The sequence below is a fragment of the Pseudomonas sp. RIT-PI-a genome, assembly GCF_001187875.1.
Classification (GTDB): Bacteria; Pseudomonadota; Gammaproteobacteria; order Pseudomonadales; family Pseudomonadaceae; genus Aquipseudomonas; species Aquipseudomonas coleopterorum.
The window spans coordinates 118657-136138 of record NZ_LGIR01000032.1; the positions used below are offsets into that span (position 1 = coordinate 118657).

General features: G+C 62.5%; 14 protein-coding genes and 2 tRNA genes. 4 read left to right on the forward strand and 12 right to left on the reverse strand.

From position 1 onward, the window contains the following. Positions 1–37: 37 nt before the first annotated feature. The 4 genes from rpsR to rnr form a co-directional block, all read right to left on the reverse strand. On the reverse strand, positions 38–268 hold the full coding sequence (rpsR, locus tag AC788_RS18525; protein WP_008368574.1) for a 30S ribosomal protein S18: 231 nt from the start codon (positions 266–268) through the stop codon (positions 38–40). Positions 269–296: 28 nt separating this feature from the next. Then, positions 297–713 (reverse strand): 30S ribosomal protein S6, encoded by a 417-nt coding sequence (gene rpsF, locus AC788_RS18530; protein WP_049862027.1) that lies wholly within the window; start codon positions 711–713, stop codon positions 297–299. 296 nt (positions 714–1009) lie between these two features. After that, positions 1010–1759 carry a 23S rRNA (guanosine(2251)-2'-O)-methyltransferase RlmB gene (gene rlmB, locus AC788_RS18535; protein ID WP_049862028.1) on the reverse strand — a complete coding sequence of 250 codons (750 nt, stop codon included), beginning with the start codon at positions 1757–1759 and terminating at the stop codon, positions 1010–1012. After that, positions 1756–4389, reverse strand: coding sequence for a ribonuclease R (gene rnr, locus AC788_RS18540; protein WP_049862029.1), 2634 nt, complete (start codon positions 4387–4389; stop codon positions 1756–1758). The genes rlmB and rnr overlap by 4 nt, the downstream gene beginning before the upstream one ends. Positions 4390–4615: 226 nt before the next feature. On the opposite strand from rnr, the gene AC788_RS18545 reads away from it, so the two are divergent. The 4 genes from AC788_RS18545 to AC788_RS18560 all read left to right on the forward strand — a co-directional run bounded on the left by AC788_RS18545 (position 4616) and on the right by AC788_RS18560 (position 7741). Further along, positions 4616–4702, forward strand: a tRNA-Leu gene (locus AC788_RS18545). Between the two features lie 187 nt (positions 4703–4889). Next, positions 4890–4976 (forward strand) — tRNA-Leu (locus AC788_RS18550). 198 nt (positions 4977–5174) lie between these two features. Beyond that, positions 5175–6191 (forward strand): extracellular solute-binding protein, encoded by a 1017-nt coding sequence (locus AC788_RS18555; protein WP_049862030.1) that lies wholly within the window; start codon positions 5175–5177, stop codon positions 6189–6191. Next, positions 6188–7741 carry an ABC transporter permease gene (locus tag AC788_RS18560; protein ID WP_152965769.1) on the forward strand — a complete coding sequence of 518 codons (1554 nt, stop codon included), beginning with the start codon at positions 6188–6190 and terminating at the stop codon, positions 7739–7741. Before AC788_RS18555 ends, AC788_RS18560 begins: the two co-directional genes overlap by 4 nt. A gap of 105 nt (positions 7742–7846) precedes the next feature. Here the strand turns inward: AC788_RS18560 and AC788_RS18565 are convergent, their stop codons facing one another. The 8 genes from AC788_RS18565 to miaA all read right to left on the reverse strand — a co-directional run bounded on the left by AC788_RS18565 (position 7847) and on the right by miaA (position 17479). Further along, positions 7847–9781 (reverse strand): methyl-accepting chemotaxis protein, encoded by a 1935-nt coding sequence (locus AC788_RS18565; RefSeq protein WP_049862031.1) that lies wholly within the window; start codon positions 9779–9781, stop codon positions 7847–7849. A 141-nt stretch (positions 9782–9922) separates the two neighbouring features. Next, a complete protein-coding gene (locus AC788_RS18570; protein ID WP_049862032.1) occupies positions 9923–11212 on the reverse strand; it encodes an adenylosuccinate synthase in 1290 nt (429 codons plus the stop codon). 54 nt (positions 11213–11266) lie between these two features. Next, positions 11267–12454 (reverse strand): ATP phosphoribosyltransferase regulatory subunit, encoded by a 1188-nt coding sequence (locus tag AC788_RS18575; RefSeq protein ID WP_049862033.1) that lies wholly within the window; start codon positions 12452–12454, stop codon positions 11267–11269. Between the two features lie 235 nt (positions 12455–12689). Continuing rightward, a complete protein-coding gene (gene hflC / locus AC788_RS18580; protein ID WP_049862034.1) occupies positions 12690–13559 on the reverse strand; it encodes a protease modulator HflC in 870 nt (289 codons plus the stop codon). Beyond that, positions 13559–14743, reverse strand: a complete 1185-nt coding sequence (hflK, locus tag AC788_RS18585) for an FtsH protease activity modulator HflK (protein WP_049862035.1) — start codon at positions 14741–14743, stop codon at positions 13559–13561. Before hflK ends, hflC begins: the two co-directional genes overlap by 1 nt. Before the next feature lie 96 nt (positions 14744–14839). Next, the gene (hflX, locus tag AC788_RS18590) at positions 14840–16141 is read right to left on the reverse strand and encodes a ribosome rescue GTPase HflX (protein WP_049862036.1); all 1302 of its coding nucleotides are present in this window, start codon (positions 16139–16141) and stop codon (positions 14840–14842) included. A gap of 12 nt (positions 16142–16153) precedes the next feature. Beyond that, on the reverse strand, positions 16154–16414 hold the full coding sequence (gene hfq / locus AC788_RS18595) for an RNA chaperone Hfq (RefSeq protein WP_043191144.1): 261 nt from the start codon (positions 16412–16414) through the stop codon (positions 16154–16156). Between the two features lie 93 nt (positions 16415–16507). After that, positions 16508–17479, reverse strand: a complete 972-nt coding sequence (miaA, locus tag AC788_RS18600) for a tRNA (adenosine(37)-N6)-dimethylallyltransferase MiaA (protein ID WP_049862037.1) — start codon at positions 17477–17479, stop codon at positions 16508–16510. Positions 17480–17482 lie beyond the last annotated feature (3 nt).

Consider the following 17482-nt stretch of genomic DNA (forward strand, 5'->3'; position numbering starts at 1 on the left):
CGTATCTATCCTTTTACTACTTGTCGACAACCCGGTCTCAGCGGCCGTGGCTGTCGGTGTAGGCCAGCAGGGCCAGGAAGCGGGCGCGCTTGATAGCGACGGCCAGCTGACGCTGATAACGAGCCTTGGTACCGGTGATACGGCTTGGAACGATCTTGCCGGTTTCGGATACGTAGGCTTTCAGAGTGTTGAGATCTTTGTAGTCGATCTCCTTCACATCTTCAGCGGTGAAGCGGCAAAATTTACGACGACGGAAGAAACGTGCCATGTAATGGGCTCCTCAAAAGGTCCGTGGATTACTCGTCAGCGTTATCGCTGGCGTCGCTGTCATCGCCATCGGCGTTGTCAGAGTGCTCAGGACGGTCACGACGCTCACGGCGCTCGCTGCGGTTTTCTTCTGCCTTGAGCATCTCGGACTGGTCGGTGACGGCTTCGTCGCGACGGATGACAAGGTTACGGATCACGGCATCGTTGTAGCGGAAGTTGTCTTCCAGCTCGGCCAGGGCCTTGCCGGTGCACTCAACGTTCAGCATCACGTAGTGAGCCTTGTGAACGTTGTTGATGGCGTAGGCCAGTTGACGACGGCCCCAATCTTCCAGACGGTGGATCTTGCCGCCGTCTTCTTCGATCAGCTTGGTGTAACGCTCAACCATGCCGCCGACTTGCTCGCTCTGATCCGGGTGGACCAGAAAGATGATTTCGTAATGACGCATGAATGCTCCTTACGGGTTGTAGCCTGCCGCCAGAGCGGTCAGACAAGGAGTGAATGACACTGTGTGTCTTGCTGGGTGGTGCGCCGGTAAATGCGCACAAGTGCGCCAGCCATCACGGCAAGGGGCGCAATTGTAGAGAAGGGGTTGGGGGGAAGCAAGAGGATTGGTGAATATTTGAACAGCGGTGGCAATGTCTCTGCCACCGCATTCGCGGGCGGAGCGCTCGCCGCCCGCCCCACATATCGGTCATATGTGTGGGAGCGGGCTCTGCCCGCGAAGGGGCCAGCTCGGTCGGATCACTTCTTTTTGGCGTTACGCTGCCGAACCGCTTCGAACAGGCACACCCCGGTCGCGACCGACACGTTCAGGCTGCTCACGCTGCCGGCCATCGGCAGTTTCACCAGATAGTCGCAGTGCTCGCGGGTCAGGCGGCGCATGCCCTTGCCCTCAGCCCCCATGATCAGGATGGTAGGCCCGGTCAGGTCCTGCTGGTAGATCTCGACTTCCGCCTCGCCAGCGGTGCCCACGACCCACAGGCCACGCTGCTGGAGCTTTTCCAGGGTACGTGCCAGGTTGGTCACCGCCACCAGCGGAATCACTTCCGCCGCGCCGCAGGCCACCTTGCGCACGGCCGGCGTGAGGGTGGCGGACTTGTCCTTGGGCACGATCACGGCCAGCGCTCCGGCCGCATCGGCGGTGCGCAGGCAGGCCCCCAGGTTGTGCGGATCGGTCACGCCGTCCAGCACCAGCAACAGGGGCGGGCCGTCGGTGCGGTCGAGCAACTCATCGAGCATCGCCTCGCCCCACACCTGGCTGGGGCTGACTTCCGCCACGACGCCCTGATGCACGCCTTCGACCCAGGCATCCAGCTCACGACGCTCGGCCTGGCCCACCGAAATGCGATTCTGCGTGGCCAGTTCGACCAAGGTCTGTACCCGCGGCTCGCTGCGGCCATCGGACAACCAGATCTGCTTGACCCGTTTCGGGTGATGACGCAACAACGCTTCCACGGCGTGCACGCCGTAGATCTTTTCCAGCTGACTCATGACTTGGCCTTGGGTTTGCGGCTGCCCGACTTAGACGGACCCTTGCGATGCTTGCTCGGTTTGGAATCGCCTCCAGCACTGCTGCCAGCGCTGCTGCGGCTGTTGCTGGCCTTGGCCGACCCGCCCTTGGCTGCGTCGGCCAGCAAAGCCTTCTTCATTTCCCGGCTCTTGCGCACTTCGGCATTCTTGGCCGCGGCGTCCGATGCCCGGTAGACCTCGTCGCTTTCGGCCTTGCGCTTGCTCGGTGCCGAGTTGCGCTTGGCCGAAGCAGCTGGCTTCTCGGCAACGGTTTTTTCCACGGCAGGCGTGGTCGGGTAGCTTTTAGGCTTGCCCGCTGGCGCATCGGCCTTGCGGTTCTTGCGACCGATCGGCTGATTGAGCGTCGCTTCGCCAATGCCGAAATCGATCTTGCGCTCGTCCAGGTCGACCCGCATGACCTGCACTTCGACCGTGTCGCCCAAGCGGAAATTGCGCCCGGTGCGCTCGCCGGCCAGGCGATGGTGGATCGGATCGAAATGGTAGTAGTCGCCCGGCAGCGCGGTGACGTGCACCAGGCCTTCGACGAAGATATCGGTCAGCTCGACGAACAGGCCGAAACCGGTCACTGCCGTGATCACGCCCGGGAAGGTTTCGCCAACGCGATCCTTCATGAACTCGCACTTGAGCCAGTTGACCACGTCACGGGTGGCTTCGTCGGCCCGACGCTCGCTCATCGAGCACTCTTCGCCCAACTGCTCCAGCGCGGCTTCGTCGTACGGGTAGATACGCGCCTTGGGAATGGTCGGAGCACCGGCGCGCTTGACGTGCGGGGTGTCCTGCTTGGAGTGGATCACGCTGCGGATCGCCCGGTGCGTGAGCAGGTCGGGATAGCGACGGATCGGCGAAGTGAAGTGGGTGTACGCCTCGTAATTCAGGCCGAAGTGGCCATGGTTGTCGGCGCTGTACACCGCCTGGCTCAGGGAGCGCAGCATCACGGTCTGGATCACGTGGAAATCCGGGCGACCCTGGATGGTTTCCAGCAGCGCACGGTAATCCTTTGGCGATGGACCGTCCTTGCCCTTGTTCAGCGACAGACCAAGCTCGCCGAGGAAGGCACGCAGTTTTTCCAGACGCTCCGGCGGCGGGCCGTCGTGAACGCGATACAGGGCCGGAATCTCGTGCTTCTTGAGAAACTCGGCGGTGGCCACGTTGGCCGCCAGCATGCATTCCTCGATCAGCTTGTGGGCGTCGTTGCGCACGGTCGGCTTGATCTCGGCGATCTTGCGCTCGGAGCCGAAGACGATACGGGTTTCCTGGGTCTCGAAATCGATGGCGCCACGCACATGACGAGCCGACAGCAACACCTTGTACAGCGCATACAGCTGCTTGAGATGGGGCAGCACTTCGCCGAACTCGCCGCGCAAGACCTTGGCCTCGCTGGTGCGCGAGTGCTCGAGCATGGTGCTGACCTTGTTGTAGGTCAGACGCGCGTGAGAGTGGATCACCGCTTCATAGAAGCTGTAGTCGGTCATCTCGCCGGTCTTGGAGATGGTCATCTCGCAGACCATGGCCAGGCGGTCGACCTTGGGGTTCAGCGAGCACAGGCCGTTGGACAGCTGCTCGGGCAGCATCGGGATCACGCGCTCGGGGAAGTACACCGAGTTGCCACGCACCTGTGCCTCGGCATCCAGTGCCGAGCCCAGCTTCACGTAGCTGGAAACGTCGGCGATGGCGACGTACAGAGTCCAGCCGCCATTGAACAGGCGCAGCTTGCTCTTGGCTTCGCAATAGACGGCATCGTCGAAGTCGCGGGCGTCTTCGCCGTCGATGGTGACGAACGGCAGGTGGCGCAGGTCGATGCGCTTTTCCTTGTCCTTGTCTTCCACCTGAGGCTTGAGCTTGGCGGCTTCCTTGAGCACGGCCTCGGGCCATACATGGGGAATGTCGTAGGTGCGCAGGGCTACATCGATTTCCATGCCCGGGGCCATGTAGTTGCCCAGCACTTCGACGATGTCACCCTGGGGCTGGAACCGTGCGGTGGGCCAGTGGGTGATCTTCACCCCGACGAACTGGCCGATCTTCGCGGCGCCGTGGCGACCGGGGGTGATCAGCACTTCCTGCTGCACCTTGGGGTTGTCCGGGGTCACGAAACCAATGCCGCCTTCTTCGAAGTAGCGGCCAACGATGGTTTCATGGGCACGGGACACCACTTCGACGATCACGCCTTCGCGGCGGCCGCGACGGTCCAGGCCGGAAACACGGGCCAGGGCACGGTCGCCGTCGAACACCAGACGCATCTGCGCCGGGCTCATGAACAGGTCGTCGCTGCCATCGTCGGGAATCAGGAAGCCGAAACCGTCGCGGTGGCCGCTGATGCGGCCGGCGATCAGGTCGAGCTTGTCCACCGGGGCATAGGTGCCACGGCGGGTGTAGATCAATTGCGCATCGCGCTCCATGGCTCGCAGACGGCGGCGCAAGGCTTCCAGCTGGTCCTCGGTGGTGAGGCCGAACTCGTCCACCAGCTCCTCGCGGCTGGCGGGGGGGCCGCGCTCGTCGAGGTGCTTGAGGATCAGCTCGCGGCTGGGAATGGGGTTTTCGTATTTTTCCGCTTCACGAGCGGCCTCGGGATCGAGGGTCTGCCAATCGGCCATTAGAGAGAATTCACCTTGTCTATATAGGCGTTAGTTTGGCATACGCGTATTGAAACGGGAAATTTCAGGCGCTGCCTGCCAGTTAAAAGCCCTGCCCCGAGGTCGAAAACAGTGTCCGGGACGCCACTGCAGAATTTTAGTCGATTTTTCTTGCCAAAGGGGTTTACAGCACAAAGAGCGCTCCGTATAGTGCGCGCCATCGACAACGCACAGCGTTGCAGATGCTGCCCAGATGGTGAAATTGGTAGACACGCCAGCTTCAGGTGCTGGTGACCTTACGGTCGTGGAAGTTCGAGTCTTCTTCTGGGCACCAATTCAGGACACGAGATTACAACAATCTTGCGTCACTCACAAAAACCCGCGAAAGCGGGTTTTTGCGTTTCAGGCCTCCGCGCCCCCTGCACGATGATTTGAATTAACAAAATCAAAACAGGGGTTTACAGATCAAAAAGGCCGCCGTATAGTGCGCCCCATCAACGGCGTACAACGCTGCTGATGCTGCCCAGATGGTGAAATTGGTAGACACGCCAGCTTCAGGTGCTGGTGACCTTACGGTCGTGGAAGTTCGAGTCTTCTTCTGGGCACCAATTCTTCACAAGAACCCGCGAAAGCGGGTTTTTGCGTTTTCGGGTTTCGAAAATCCGTGCCCTCTCCGTATCCACGGCGCACCCTTCGCGGCCGATGACCGCTCCTACGGCGGGCTCGCACGGCGCATGAGCACCTGAGAACCCATATCGTTTACAATTGTTTCAAGATTCCGCTGCCCTGCCGTAAGGAAGTAGTCCATGACGTCTCGAAACCCCCGGTCCCTGCTGCGTGCACTGGCTGCATGCCTGCTGAGCACCGCCCTGGTCGCTCCATTGGCGCAGGCCGCCGACAAGGTCGAGCTGACCCTCTACAACGGTCAGCACAAGGAAATCGGCGAAGCCATCGCCAAGGCCTACGAGGCCAAGACCGGCATTCACGTCAATGTCCGCAAGGGCAGCAGCAATCAACTGGCCAGCCAGGTGATGGAGGAAGGCGAACGCTCTCCAGCAGACCTGATCTACACCGAAGAATCCCCGCCCCTGAACAACCTGGGCGAAAAAGGCTTCCTGGCCAAGACCGACGACAGCACCCTGAACATGCTTCCGCCCGAGTACGTCGCCAAGGACGGCTCATGGATAGGCGTGACCGCTCGCGTACGGGTAGTGGCCTACAACCCAAAGCTGATCGACGAAAAGGACCTGCCTGACACGGTGCTGGAATTCGCCGAACCGCAATGGCAGGGCAAGGTCGGCTTCGTACCGACCAGCGGCGCCTTCCAGGAGCAGGCCGTTGCCATCATCAAGCTGCACGGGCGAGAAGCTGCCGAAGAATGGCTGACCGGCCTGCGCGCCTTCGGCAAGACCTACACCAACAACATGGTCGCCCTCAAGGCAGTGGAAAACGGCGAAATCGCCACCGTGCTGGTGAACAACTACTACTGGTTCGCACTGCAGCGCGAGAAAGGCCAACTCGACTCCAAGCTGCACTACTTCAGCAACGGCGACGCCGGCGGCCTGATCACCATTTCCTCGGCTGCGGTCCTCAAGTCCAGCAAGCATCCACGCGAGGCCCAGGCACTGCTCGCCTACATGGCCAGCGAAGAGGGTCAGCGCGTGATCACCCAGACTACCGCTGAATACCCGCTGCACAAAGGCATGGTCTCTGACCGTGGCCTCAAGCCATTCGACGAATTGCAGGCACCTGCGATCACCCCAGCTGACATCGGCAATGCCGAGGACGCCCTGGACATGGAACGGGACGTCGGCCTGAATTGATCACCCCCCCTGTCAGTGCCACGGGGCGGCGCAAGCGTCCCTCGATCTGGGTGCTCGCGCCCGTCCTGCTGCTGGTCGGACTGAGCCTGCTACCCCTGCTCTACGTCGGCCTCAAAGCGTGGCAGGCCGGCTTGCACGAAGCGATCAGGTTGCTCTGGCGCCCCTACGTCCTGCGTTTGCTGGGCAACACCCTGATGTTGATGGCTGGGGTGACCGCGGCCTGCGTGGTGATCGGTGTGAGCCTGGCCTGGCTGCTGGAGCGCAGCGACCTGGCCGGTCGGCGGCTTTGGGGCGTGATCCTGTGCCTGCCGTTCGCGGTCCCCGCCTTCGTCAGCGGCTTCACCTGGGTTTCGTTGAGCTCTGGATTCGAGGGGTTGGGCGGCGCCATCCTGGTCATGACGCTGTCGAAATACCCACTGGTGTTTCTTCCGGTCGCGGCGACGCTGCGCAATCTGGATACCTCGCTGGAAGAGTCAGCCCGTACGCTGGGGCAGAACCGCACCGGTGTGTTCTTCAAGGTGACCCTGCCGCTGCTGTGGCCTGCGGTGCTGGGCGGGGCACTGCTGATCGCGCTTCACATGCTGGTGGAGTTCGGCGCGCTGTCGATCATGGGATTGCAGACCTTCACCACAGCGATCTACCAACAGTTCGAGCTTGAGTTCAGCAATACCAATGCGGCAATGCTGTCGGCGCTGCTGCTGGTTCTGTGCCTGTTGCTGCTGTGGCTGGAGCTGAGGGTGCGGGGTACCGCGCGCCACATCCGTACCGGTCAAGGCGCAGCCCGCCGGGCAACACCGTTGCGGCTGGGGCCGTGGTGTGTAGTGGCGCAGCTGTACTGCCTGCTGCTGGTGGCCGTCGGCAGTGGCGTGCCGCTGGGCATGCTGGGGTATTGGCTGGTGAAAGGATCGTCGGCCGCCTTTCCGGTGGCGGCCATTGGCGAGGCGTTGCTGACCTCGCTGTCACTGGCGTTGGGTGGTGCGGCGTTGTGCCTGGCATTGGCATTGCCCGTCGGTTTGCTGGTCGTGCGCCATCGCGGCCGCTTGGCGATCTGGGCGGAACGTTTGCCGTACCTGCTGCATGCACTGCCCGGACTGGTGATCGCCTTGACCCTGGTGTATTTCGCCCTGCACTACGTTCCGGCGATGTACCAAACCACAGGTTTGCTGTTGCTGGCCTACGCACTGCTGTTTCTGCCCCTGGCGCAGGCGCCTGTCCGTAATGCTTTGAACAAGGCTGCGCCCCAGCTGGAAGAAGCCGCGCGCACGCTGGGTGCTACGCCCTTCACGGCGTTCTGCCGGGTGACGTTACCCATCATTTTCCCGGCCATGGCGGCGGCATTCGCGCTGGTGTTCCTGGACGGCATGAAGGAACTCACCGCCACGCTGGTTCTGGCCCCCACCGGCATGACCACCCTGGCAACCGAAGTGTGGTCACACACCTCGAACATGGAGTTCGCCGCTGCCGCGCCCTATGCGGCCTTGCTGATCCTGATCTCCGGGGTGCCGGTGTACCTGCTCACGACTCGCATGTACCTGAGCCACACACGTTAGGCCCTCCTGTAGGAGCGGTCCGTGGCCGCGAAAAGGGCAACGCGGTTCGTCAGGTAGACCGCAATGCGCCTTTCGCGGCCTATGACCGCTCCTACAGGCGGGCATCTAGGCGCGGAACTGACCCAGGCTGGCTTTCAGCTGGGCCGCGAGCTTGTCCAGCTCTCGGCTGCTGGCCGTGGTCTGCTGCACGGCGAAAGCCGCTTTCTCTGCCTGCGCATGAATCACCTGCACCCTGCCCTTCACAGCCTGCGCGCCGCGGGCCTGCTGCTCGGCGGCCTGGGTCGCCAGGCCGATCGCCGCGTGTACCTGCTCCACCGAAGTCTGCACCGCCTGCTGCAGCCGCGCGCTGTCGCGCAGCACCGCCAGACCTTCGTCCGCCTGACGTCCGGCCTGGCCGATGGCCGCCACTGCCTCGCGCGCGCCGGCCTGCAAAGCGCCGATATGGGCTTGAATGTCGCCGGTCGAACTCTGCGTCTTGCTCGCCAGCGCACGCACCTCGTCGGCCACCACGGCGAATCCACGTCCGGTTTCACCGGCTCGTGCCGCTTCGATGGCGGCGTTGAGCGCCAGCAGATTGGTCTGCTCGGCGATTCCGTGGATCACCGTCAACACCACCTCGATCTGCTGGCTCTGCTCGGCCAATCGCTCGATCACCTTGGACCCACTCTGCACCTGCCCGGCCAACGCTTCGATCAAGCCGCCGACCTGTTGCGAGGCCCGGGTGTTGTCGTCCGTGGCCTGACGGATCTCCACCACTTGTTGCAAGGCCGACTGCATCGCCTGACTCTCGGCCTGGGCCTCATCGGCCATCTGCGACAAGTCCTGCAGGCTCTGCGCCACTTCATCGCGCTGCAATTGAGCGGCATCGTCGGCGCCAGCGTTGCGCTGGGCCATGCTGCCGATCTCGACCCCGGTCTTGTGCGCCACCTCACCCGCTTCGCGAACGATGGGCTGCAGCTTGTCGACGAAACGGTTGACGGCCGACGCCATGTCGCCGATCTCGTCGCGGCTGTGAATCGCCACCCGCTTGGTCAGGTCGCCCTCACCTGCGGCCAAGTCATCCAGCGCGCCGACCAGCAGGCGCAGGCGATGCACCACACGACGGCCCAGCACGGCGGCCAGCACCACCAGCATGGCCAGCCCTACCAGGGCCAGGCACAGCCCGATGCGCCAGCGCAACTGCGCCGCAGCGTCCTGCACAGTGCTGTGGGTATTGGCCTGCATGGTCGCTGCCGCCGATTCCGCCGACTGCAGACGGGCCTGCAGAGCCTTGGCGCTTTCGGTCGAGGCGCCTTGCAGACTTTCGCCCACCAGTTGCCCGGCACTGGCAATCAGCGCAGCAAAACGCTTGTCCAGTTCGGCCACCTGCGCTTCGACGCCCGTGCGCGAAACGGCCATCAATACACGACCGATCTCCACGCCGTTGGGATTGATCGAGGCTTCGACATAGATCACCCCCGGATCATTCCTGGCCGCATCGAGCACCTTGTCCAAAGCACGCTCACCGGCTCCCTTGGCCATCAGCGCCTGGTTGATCGGGTTGTCGCGATTCAGGTAACGGGTCAGGTGCTCGCCCTGCGCGTCGTTGTAGATCACGAACAGCACGTTGGGATTGCGCTGAGCGCGGCGGGCGAACTCGGACAGCGTCGGTACATCGTTGTCCCACATGGCCCGCGGCGCGACCGAGGCCAGCAGCTCGGCCATATCGGTGGCCGAATCCTGCAGATCCTTGTCCAGGGTCGCTCGAATCTGCGCCTGTTCCTGGGTCAGGCGTGTCGATAAACCGGCACTCAGGCGCTGACGCGTGTTCGCGGAAAGACTTTCAAGCCCGGATGACACCTCCGCACTGGCGCTTTGCAGCTCCCCTGTCAGCCGCTGGCTGTCCTGGGCCATGCGCTGATCCAGGTCGGCTTCAAGTGCAGTGACGGTGCTTCGGGTCAGCGCAATGGCGGCCAGCACCTGCACCAAAAGAGCGATACCCAAGGCAATGAAAACCGGACGCAGCAAGCGGCTGCGCAGAAGAGAAAGGACAGCGGACATGTGAATCCCTTTTTATTGACGCCATCGTAATACTGGCACCTGATTCGGAATCACACAGCAAACGCCGTGCCGGACGGCCGACCTGTCCCTGAAACGACAAAAGACCCCGAAGGGCCTTTTGCTTTGATGCACGAACCGCTATCAGCCGAACGGATGACGCAGCACGATGGTTTCGTTGCGGTCAGGACCGGTCGAGATGATATCGATCGGTGCGCCGATCAGCTCTTCGACACGCTTGATGTAGGCACGGGCGTTGGCCGGGAGTTCTTCCAGGGTTTTGGCACCCACGGTCGACTCGGTCCAGCCCGGCACTTCTTCGTACACCGGCTGCAGGCCGACGTAGCTGTCAGCGTCGGTAGGGGCAACGTCCTTGCCTTCTGCGTCTTTGTAACCGATGCAGATATTGATGGTTTCCAGACCATCGAGCACGTCCAGCTTGGTCAGGCAGATGCCCGAAATGCTGTTCACATCGATCGCGCGGCGCAGGATGACAGCGTCGAACCAGCCACAGCGACGGGCACGGCCGGTGGTTGCGCCGAATTCATGGCCCTGTTTGGCCAGGTGCGCGCCGACTTCGTCGAACAGCTCGGTCGGAAACGGCCCCGAACCTACACGGGTGGTGTAGGCCTTGGTGATGCCCAGGATGTAGTCCAGGAACATGGGGCCTACACCGGAGCCGGTCGCCACGCCACCTGCGGTGGTGTTGGAACTGGTCACGTAGGGGTAGGTGCCGTGGTCGATGTCCAGCAACGAACCCTGGGCGCCTTCGAACATGATGTCTTTGCCAGCGCGACGCAGTTCGTGCAGCTCGGCCGTCACGTCCAGCATCAGCGGCTTGAGCAGCTCAGCGTATTCCTTGCACTCGGCCAAGGTCTTTTCGAACTCGATGGCCGGCTCTTTGTAGTAACCGACCAGCATGAAGTTGTGGTAATCCACCAGTTCACGCAGCTTGTCTTCGAAGCGCGGCATGTTGAGCAGGTCGCCCACGCGCAGGCCGCGACGTGCAACCTTGTCTTCGTACGCCGGACCGATGCCGCGACCGGTGGTGCCGATCTTCAGCTCGCCACGGGCCTTTTCACGGGCCTGATCCAGCGCCACGTGGAAGGACAGGATCAACGGGCAGGACGGGCTGATACGCAAGCGCTCGCGCACCGGTACGCCCTTCTCTTCCAGCTTGGTGATCTCGCGCATCAGAGCGTCGGGTGCAACGACCACGCCGTTGCCGATCAGGCACTGCACGCCTTCGCGCAGCACGCCCGAAGGAATCAGGTGCAAGACGGTTTTCTCGCCGTCGATCACCAGTGTGTGGCCAGCGTTGTGACCGCCTTGATAGCGCACTACCGCGGCAGCATGTTCGGTCAGCAGATCAACGATCTTGCCTTTGCCCTCATCACCCCATTGGGTGCCCAGGACTACGACATTCTTACCCATAACACTTGTCCTCATTCGCGCAAACTTGGTGCCGGCAGCGGCCGGCAGGAATACTCAAGAGGCCAGTGGCAGCACTTGCCATTGCCCGTTCTGCTGAATCAATTGACGGTCGCAATCTGCCTCGCCAGCAGCCTCGATCGTCTGGCCCGGCAGGGCCTGGACCACGCGCTGGCCCTCGCGGCGCAGCTGGCAGACCGCCTGCCACAGTGCTGCATCAGTGCTATCGGGCATCCAGACGCCACCGCACGGCAGTTCGATTCGAGCCTGGCCCAGGGTGACCAGGGACTTGAGGTCCGTGGAAAATCCGGTAGCCGGGCGAGCGCGGCCGAAATCCGCGCCGATGTCGTCGTAGCGGCCGCCCTGAGCGATGGACTGGCCCATGCCTGGAACGAACACGGCAAACACCACGCCGGTGTGATAGTGATAACCGCGCAGTTCGCCCAAGTCGAAGTACAGCGGCAATTGCGGAAAACGCAACGCCAGGCGCTCGGCGATCGTCAGCAGGTCGTCCAGCGCGGTCAGCACCGCCGCCGGGGCATTGGCCAGGCGTACCTTGGCCTGGGCCAGCACTTCCCGCCCGCCACACAGCCCGACCAGAGCTCGCAGCATCTCGGCCAGATCGGCCTGCAGCCCTTCGGTCAGGGTGATCACTTCGTCGATGGCCTTGCGCTGCAGGGCATCGAACAGCTGTTGCTCGACATCCCCCGACAGGCCCGCCGCGCGAGCCAGGCCACGGTAGATACCGACATGCCCCAGATCCATGTGCACGTCTGGCACATCGGCCATTTCGAGCATGGTCAGCATCAGGCTGATGACTTCCACGTCGCTGCTGGGGCTGGCATCGCCATACAGCTCAGCACCCAACTGGATAGGGCTGCGCGAGCTGGACAGGGCGCGAGGCTGCGCATGCAGGACACTGCCGGCATAGCACAGACGGTTCGGCCCTTCACGACGCAAGGTATGCGCATCGATACGCGCCACCTGGGGCGTGATATCGGCACGGAAACCCATCTGCCGACCCGATTGCGGGTCGATCACCTTGAAAGTGCGCAGGTCAAGGTCCTGGCCGGCGCCGGTCAGCAGCGACTCGAGGTATTCGATATGCGGAGTCACGACGAACTCGTAACCCCAGCTCTGGAACAGGTCCAACACCTGGCGCCGCGCGACTTCGATGCGCGCAGCCTCAGGCGGCAGTACTTCTTCGATGCCATCTGGCAGCAGCCAGCGGTCTACCGTTGCCATTACGCCTTTCCCCTATGATCCGGGTGGCCTGCCGTCGGGCTAGCCTTGAGTGAAGCAGAAATCGCCCACCGCAAGCACGTCGCGGGGCAATGTCCTCATAAACCGGGCCTATGAATCGGCCAATCGATCTTGCAGACGCAAAAAAGCCGGGAATTTCCCGGCTGCCGCATCATACACACGTTTTGCCGATCGTTCACCCCGCCGAACGGTTAAACCGCCCGGCGGGGAAAGCCGATCAGGGCTTGTACTTCTCCATGAAGCGGAAGAAATCGCTCTTGGAGTCGAGCACCATCACGTCGCTCTTGTTGGCGAAGCTCTGGCGGTAAGCCTGCAGGCTGCGGAAGAAGGAGTAGAACTCCTGATCCTGACCATAGGCCTGGGCATAGATGGCTGCGGCCTGGGCGTCACCGTCACCACGCGCTTCCTCGGACTCGCGATAGGCTTCGGCCAGCAGGACGCGACGCTGACGATCGGCATCGGCACGGATACCTTCGGCCAGCTCGTTACCCTTGGCACGATGCTCGCGCGCCTCGCGCTCACGCTCGGTGCTCATGCGCTCGAACACGCTGCGGTTGACTTCCTTGGGCAGGTCGATGGCCTTGACGCGCACGTCGATGACTTCGATACCCAGCTCCTTGTCGGCCATGCGGTTGAGTGAGGTGGTGATGTCGGACATCAACGCATCCCGCTCACCCGATACCACTTCGTGCAGCGTGCGCTTGCCGAACTGGTCACGCAGACCCGATTCGAGACGACGCGACAGACGCTCGTCGGCGATCTGCTTCATGCCGGAAGTGGCGGTGTAGTAGCGCTCGGCATCCTTCACACGCCATTTGGCATAGGCGTCGACCATCACCGCTTTCTTCTCCAGGGTCAGAAACCGCTGGGTCGGCGCGTCGAGGGTCATCAGCCGCGCATCGAACTTGCGCACCTGGTTGACGTACGGCAGCTTCACATGCAGGCCAGGCTGGACATCGGCCTGAACCACGCGGCCGAATTGCAGCAGAACCGCACGTTCGGTTTGCGCCACGATGTAGAAGCAGTTCCATGCTGCCACCGCCAGAACGACGGCGACGATCAGGGCGATCACAGATTTATTGCCCATCAGCGACTCTCCCTTGAACGCATTTCACGCTGTTGCTGCTGCAGGTCGGCCGCGGCGCGGGCGCCGGCGGCGTCGCTCGCCGATGACGGCGTGCTGGCGGCAGGCGTGCTGCTGTTGTTGCGGTCACCACCGACCATCTTGTCCAGCGGCAGGTAGATCAGGTTGTTCTGACCTTCCTTGCTGGCCACCAGCACCTTGCTGGTGTTGCTGTAGACGTCCTGCATGGTTTCCAGGTACAGACGCTGGCGGGTCACGTCGGGCGCCTTGCGGTACTCGGTGACCAGCTTGGTGAAGCGATCGGCCTCACCCTTGGCACGCGAAACCACTTCGTCGCGGTAGCCGTTGGCATCTTCGATGATGCGCTGGGCCTGACCGCGAGCCTCGGGAATCACGCCATTGGCATAGCCTTCGGCCTGGTTGCGCGAGCGTTGCTCGTCTTCACGGGCACGGATCACGTCGTCGAAGGCTTCCTGCACTTCACGCGGGGCTGCCGCGCTCTGTACGTTGACCTGGGTGACGGTGATACCGGTCTGGTAGGTGTCGAGGAACCGCTGCAGGCGCTCCTTGATCTCGCCAGCCATCTGCTCGCGGCCTTCGGTCAGCACCTGGTCCATGGCGGTGGAACCCACCACATGGCGCAGCGCACTGTCGGTGGCGTGCTGCAGGCTGATTTCAGGCTGGTCGACGCGCAGGACGAAATCCTGCAGGTTGGTGATCTTGTACTGCACGGTCAGCGGCACCTCGACGATGTTCTCGTCTTCGGTGAGCATCTGGCCCTGCTTGGTATACGAACGCTCGCGCGTGACGTTTTCCAGGTACTTGCGGTCGATCGGCGGGAAGTAGATGTTCAGACCCGGACCCACGGTTTCGTAGTACTTGCCGAAGCGCAGTACAACGGCCTGTTCCTGCTCGTCCACCACATACACCGCGCTGTACAGCCAGATAGCGCCGAGCACGGCAAGGCCGATGCCCAACAGGCCGAGACCACCGCCCTTGGACGTGCCGCCCCCGTCGCCACCACCACCTGTGCGTTTCTTTCCACCACCGAACAGACCGTTCAGGCTGTCCTGCAGTTTGCGGAAGGCCTCGTCGAGATCCGGTGGCCCCTTGCGGTCGCCTCCACGGCGTTTTCCACCCCAAGGATCTTGATTGTTCGAGTTGCCACCCGGCTCATTCCAAGCCATAGCGCTCTCCATCTGATAAAGCAAAGACGCACCCACGGCGCGCCGACCAATGCTACAGAATGCCCGACACGACAGCACAGCTGCCACGTCAGGCTTTTATTGCAAAGTGTGTTGCTCGATGAATTCAGCGGGCTCCATGCCTTCGCGACTGACCAGGCGATTGAGTTCCGCACGTGGCAGGCGGATTGCCAGCAGACTGCCACCTTGCTCATCATGCGCTTCGCTTTGCACCGCGCCCAGCGAAAACAGCTGGGCACGCAGACGGCCCAGTTTCTGGCCCAGCTGCAACGTCCCGACGAACAGGTCCTCGCCCAGCAGTTCGGCGACCGCCTGCTTGACCAGCTCGAGACCGCGACCGTCGCGCGCCGATACCCAGACCCGGACCGGCTTGCCGTCCGCATCGCGCTGTATCTGCGGCTCGACGTTTTCGAGCAGATCGAGTTTGTTATACACCTCGAGGATCGGCAAGCCTTGTGCGCCGATCTCGGTGAGCACCGCCATGACCTGCTCGATCTGCGCCATGCGCTCGGGCTCATGGGCGTCGATCACGTGCAGCAGCAGGTCGGAGTTGCTCGACTCTTCGAGGGTGGCGCGAAACGCTTCGACCAGCTTGTGCGGCAGGTGGCGTATGAAGCCCACCGTGTCGGCCAGAATCACCGGCCCCAGATCGTTCAACTCGAGCCGGCGCAAGGTCGGATCGAGCGTGGCGAACAACTGGTCGGCTGCGTACACCTCGGAACGAGTGATCGCGTTGAACAAGGTCGACTTGCCGGCGTTGGTGTAGCCCACAAGGGACACCGACGGGATGTCGGCACGCCGACGCCCCCGCCGAGCCTGCTCGCGCTGGCTGCGGACCTTCTCCAGGCGTTGCTTGATCTGGCGCAGGCGTACACGCAGCAGGCGCCGGTCGGTTTCCAGCTGGGTTTCCCCGGGACCGCGCAGGCCGATGCCGCCACCTTGGCGCTCGAGGTGAGTCCAACCGCGAACCAGCCGCGTGCTCATGTGCTCGAGCTGGGCCAGTTCGACCTGCAGCTTGCCTTCATGGGTACGGGCGCGTTGCGCAAAGATGTCCAGGATCAGACCGGTACGGTCCAGCACGCGGCACTCGAAGATCTTCTCGAGGTTGCGTTCCTGGCTGGGTGTGAGGGTGTGATTGAAGATCACCAGATCCGCGTGTTCGGTCTTGACCTGATCACGCAGTTCCTCGACCTTGCCGCTGCCGATCAGAAATTTGGCACTGGGCCGATGACGGGCGACATTGACGAATGCGACAGTTTCGGCGCCGGCCGAGATGGCCAGCTCCTGAAACTCCTGCGGGTCTTCGCGCGCCTCAGGGTCCTGACCATCCAGATGAACGAGGATCGCTCGTTCACCACCACCGTGGCGCTCAAAGAACAAGGCAGACTCCTATCAAGCGTTACCTGGGTCGGTGTCGCCCTGCTCGGATTCGGTCGCGCTTGGCAGACGAATCGGACGCACCGGTACAACTGTGGAAATCGCGTGTTTGTAGACCATCTGGCTGACAGTGTTCTTCAGCAGGATGACGAACTGGTCGAACGATTCGATCTGGCCCTGCAACTTGATACCGTTCACCAGATAGATCGAGACGCCGACCTTCTCTTTACGCAAGGTGTTCAAGTAAGGGTCTTGTAGCGAATGCCCTTTTGACATGTGCCGCACTCCTTTAAGGATCAATAGTGGAAAAGCTGTAAAAAGATGAAGGCTTTGACCGTCAGACCCAAGGATAGACGGCAATTGCGGGACTCAGCTCAATATGGAGGCCGAGCCCAGGTATTTCAAGGTGCGAGGCAGATTGTCGCCCGCCAGGCTGTCGAGCCAGTGCAGATCGGCCCAACCGCGCAACCAGGTGAACTGCCGTTTGGCCAATTGGCGAGTGGCGATGATGCCGCGTTCGCGCATCTGCACCTCGGTCAGCTTGCCATCCAGATGATCCCAGACTTGCCGATAGCCCACCGCTCGTATAGACGCGAGCCCAGCATGCAAGTCACTTCGAGCACGCAAGGCAGTGACCTCCTGGACGAAGCCTTGTTCCAGCATTTGTTCGAAACGCATGGCAATTCGCTCATGCAGCACCGAGCGATCGGCGGGCGCGATGGCCAGGTTGGCCACAGTATAGGGCAATTGCCCGCTTGCCAATGCGCCTGGTTCGGTACTTTGCGCAGATTGTCGCGCGCGCAGCTCGGTCATGCTCGAACCACTTACGCGATACACCTCCAGCGCCCGGATCAGGCGTTGCGGATCGTTGGGATGAATGCGCGCGGCGGACACCGGATCGACCGCCGCGAGCTGGTCGTGCAATGCCTGCCAGCCTTCGCGGGCGGCCTGCGCTTCCAGGTCAGCGCGCACCTGGGCGTCGGCGCTGGGCATGTCCGCCAGCCCTTCTAGCAACGCCTTGAAATACAGCATGGTGCCGCCGACCAGCAGCGGGATATTGCCGCGCGCGGTGATCTGCGCCATGGCTTGCAGGGCGTCGCGCCGGAAGTCGGCGGCGCTGTAGCTCTGCGCAGGGTCGAGGATGTCGATCAAGGCATGCGGGTGGGCCTTGAGCACCGCGGGCGACGGCTTGGCGGTGCCGATGTCCATGCCGCGGTAGACCAGCGCCGAGTCGACGCTGATCAGCTCGCAGGGCAACACCTTGCTCAGCTCGATGGCCAGGTCGGTCTTGCCGGCGGCGGTGGGTCCCATGAGGAAGATCGCCGGAGGTAGGCCACTCATCGA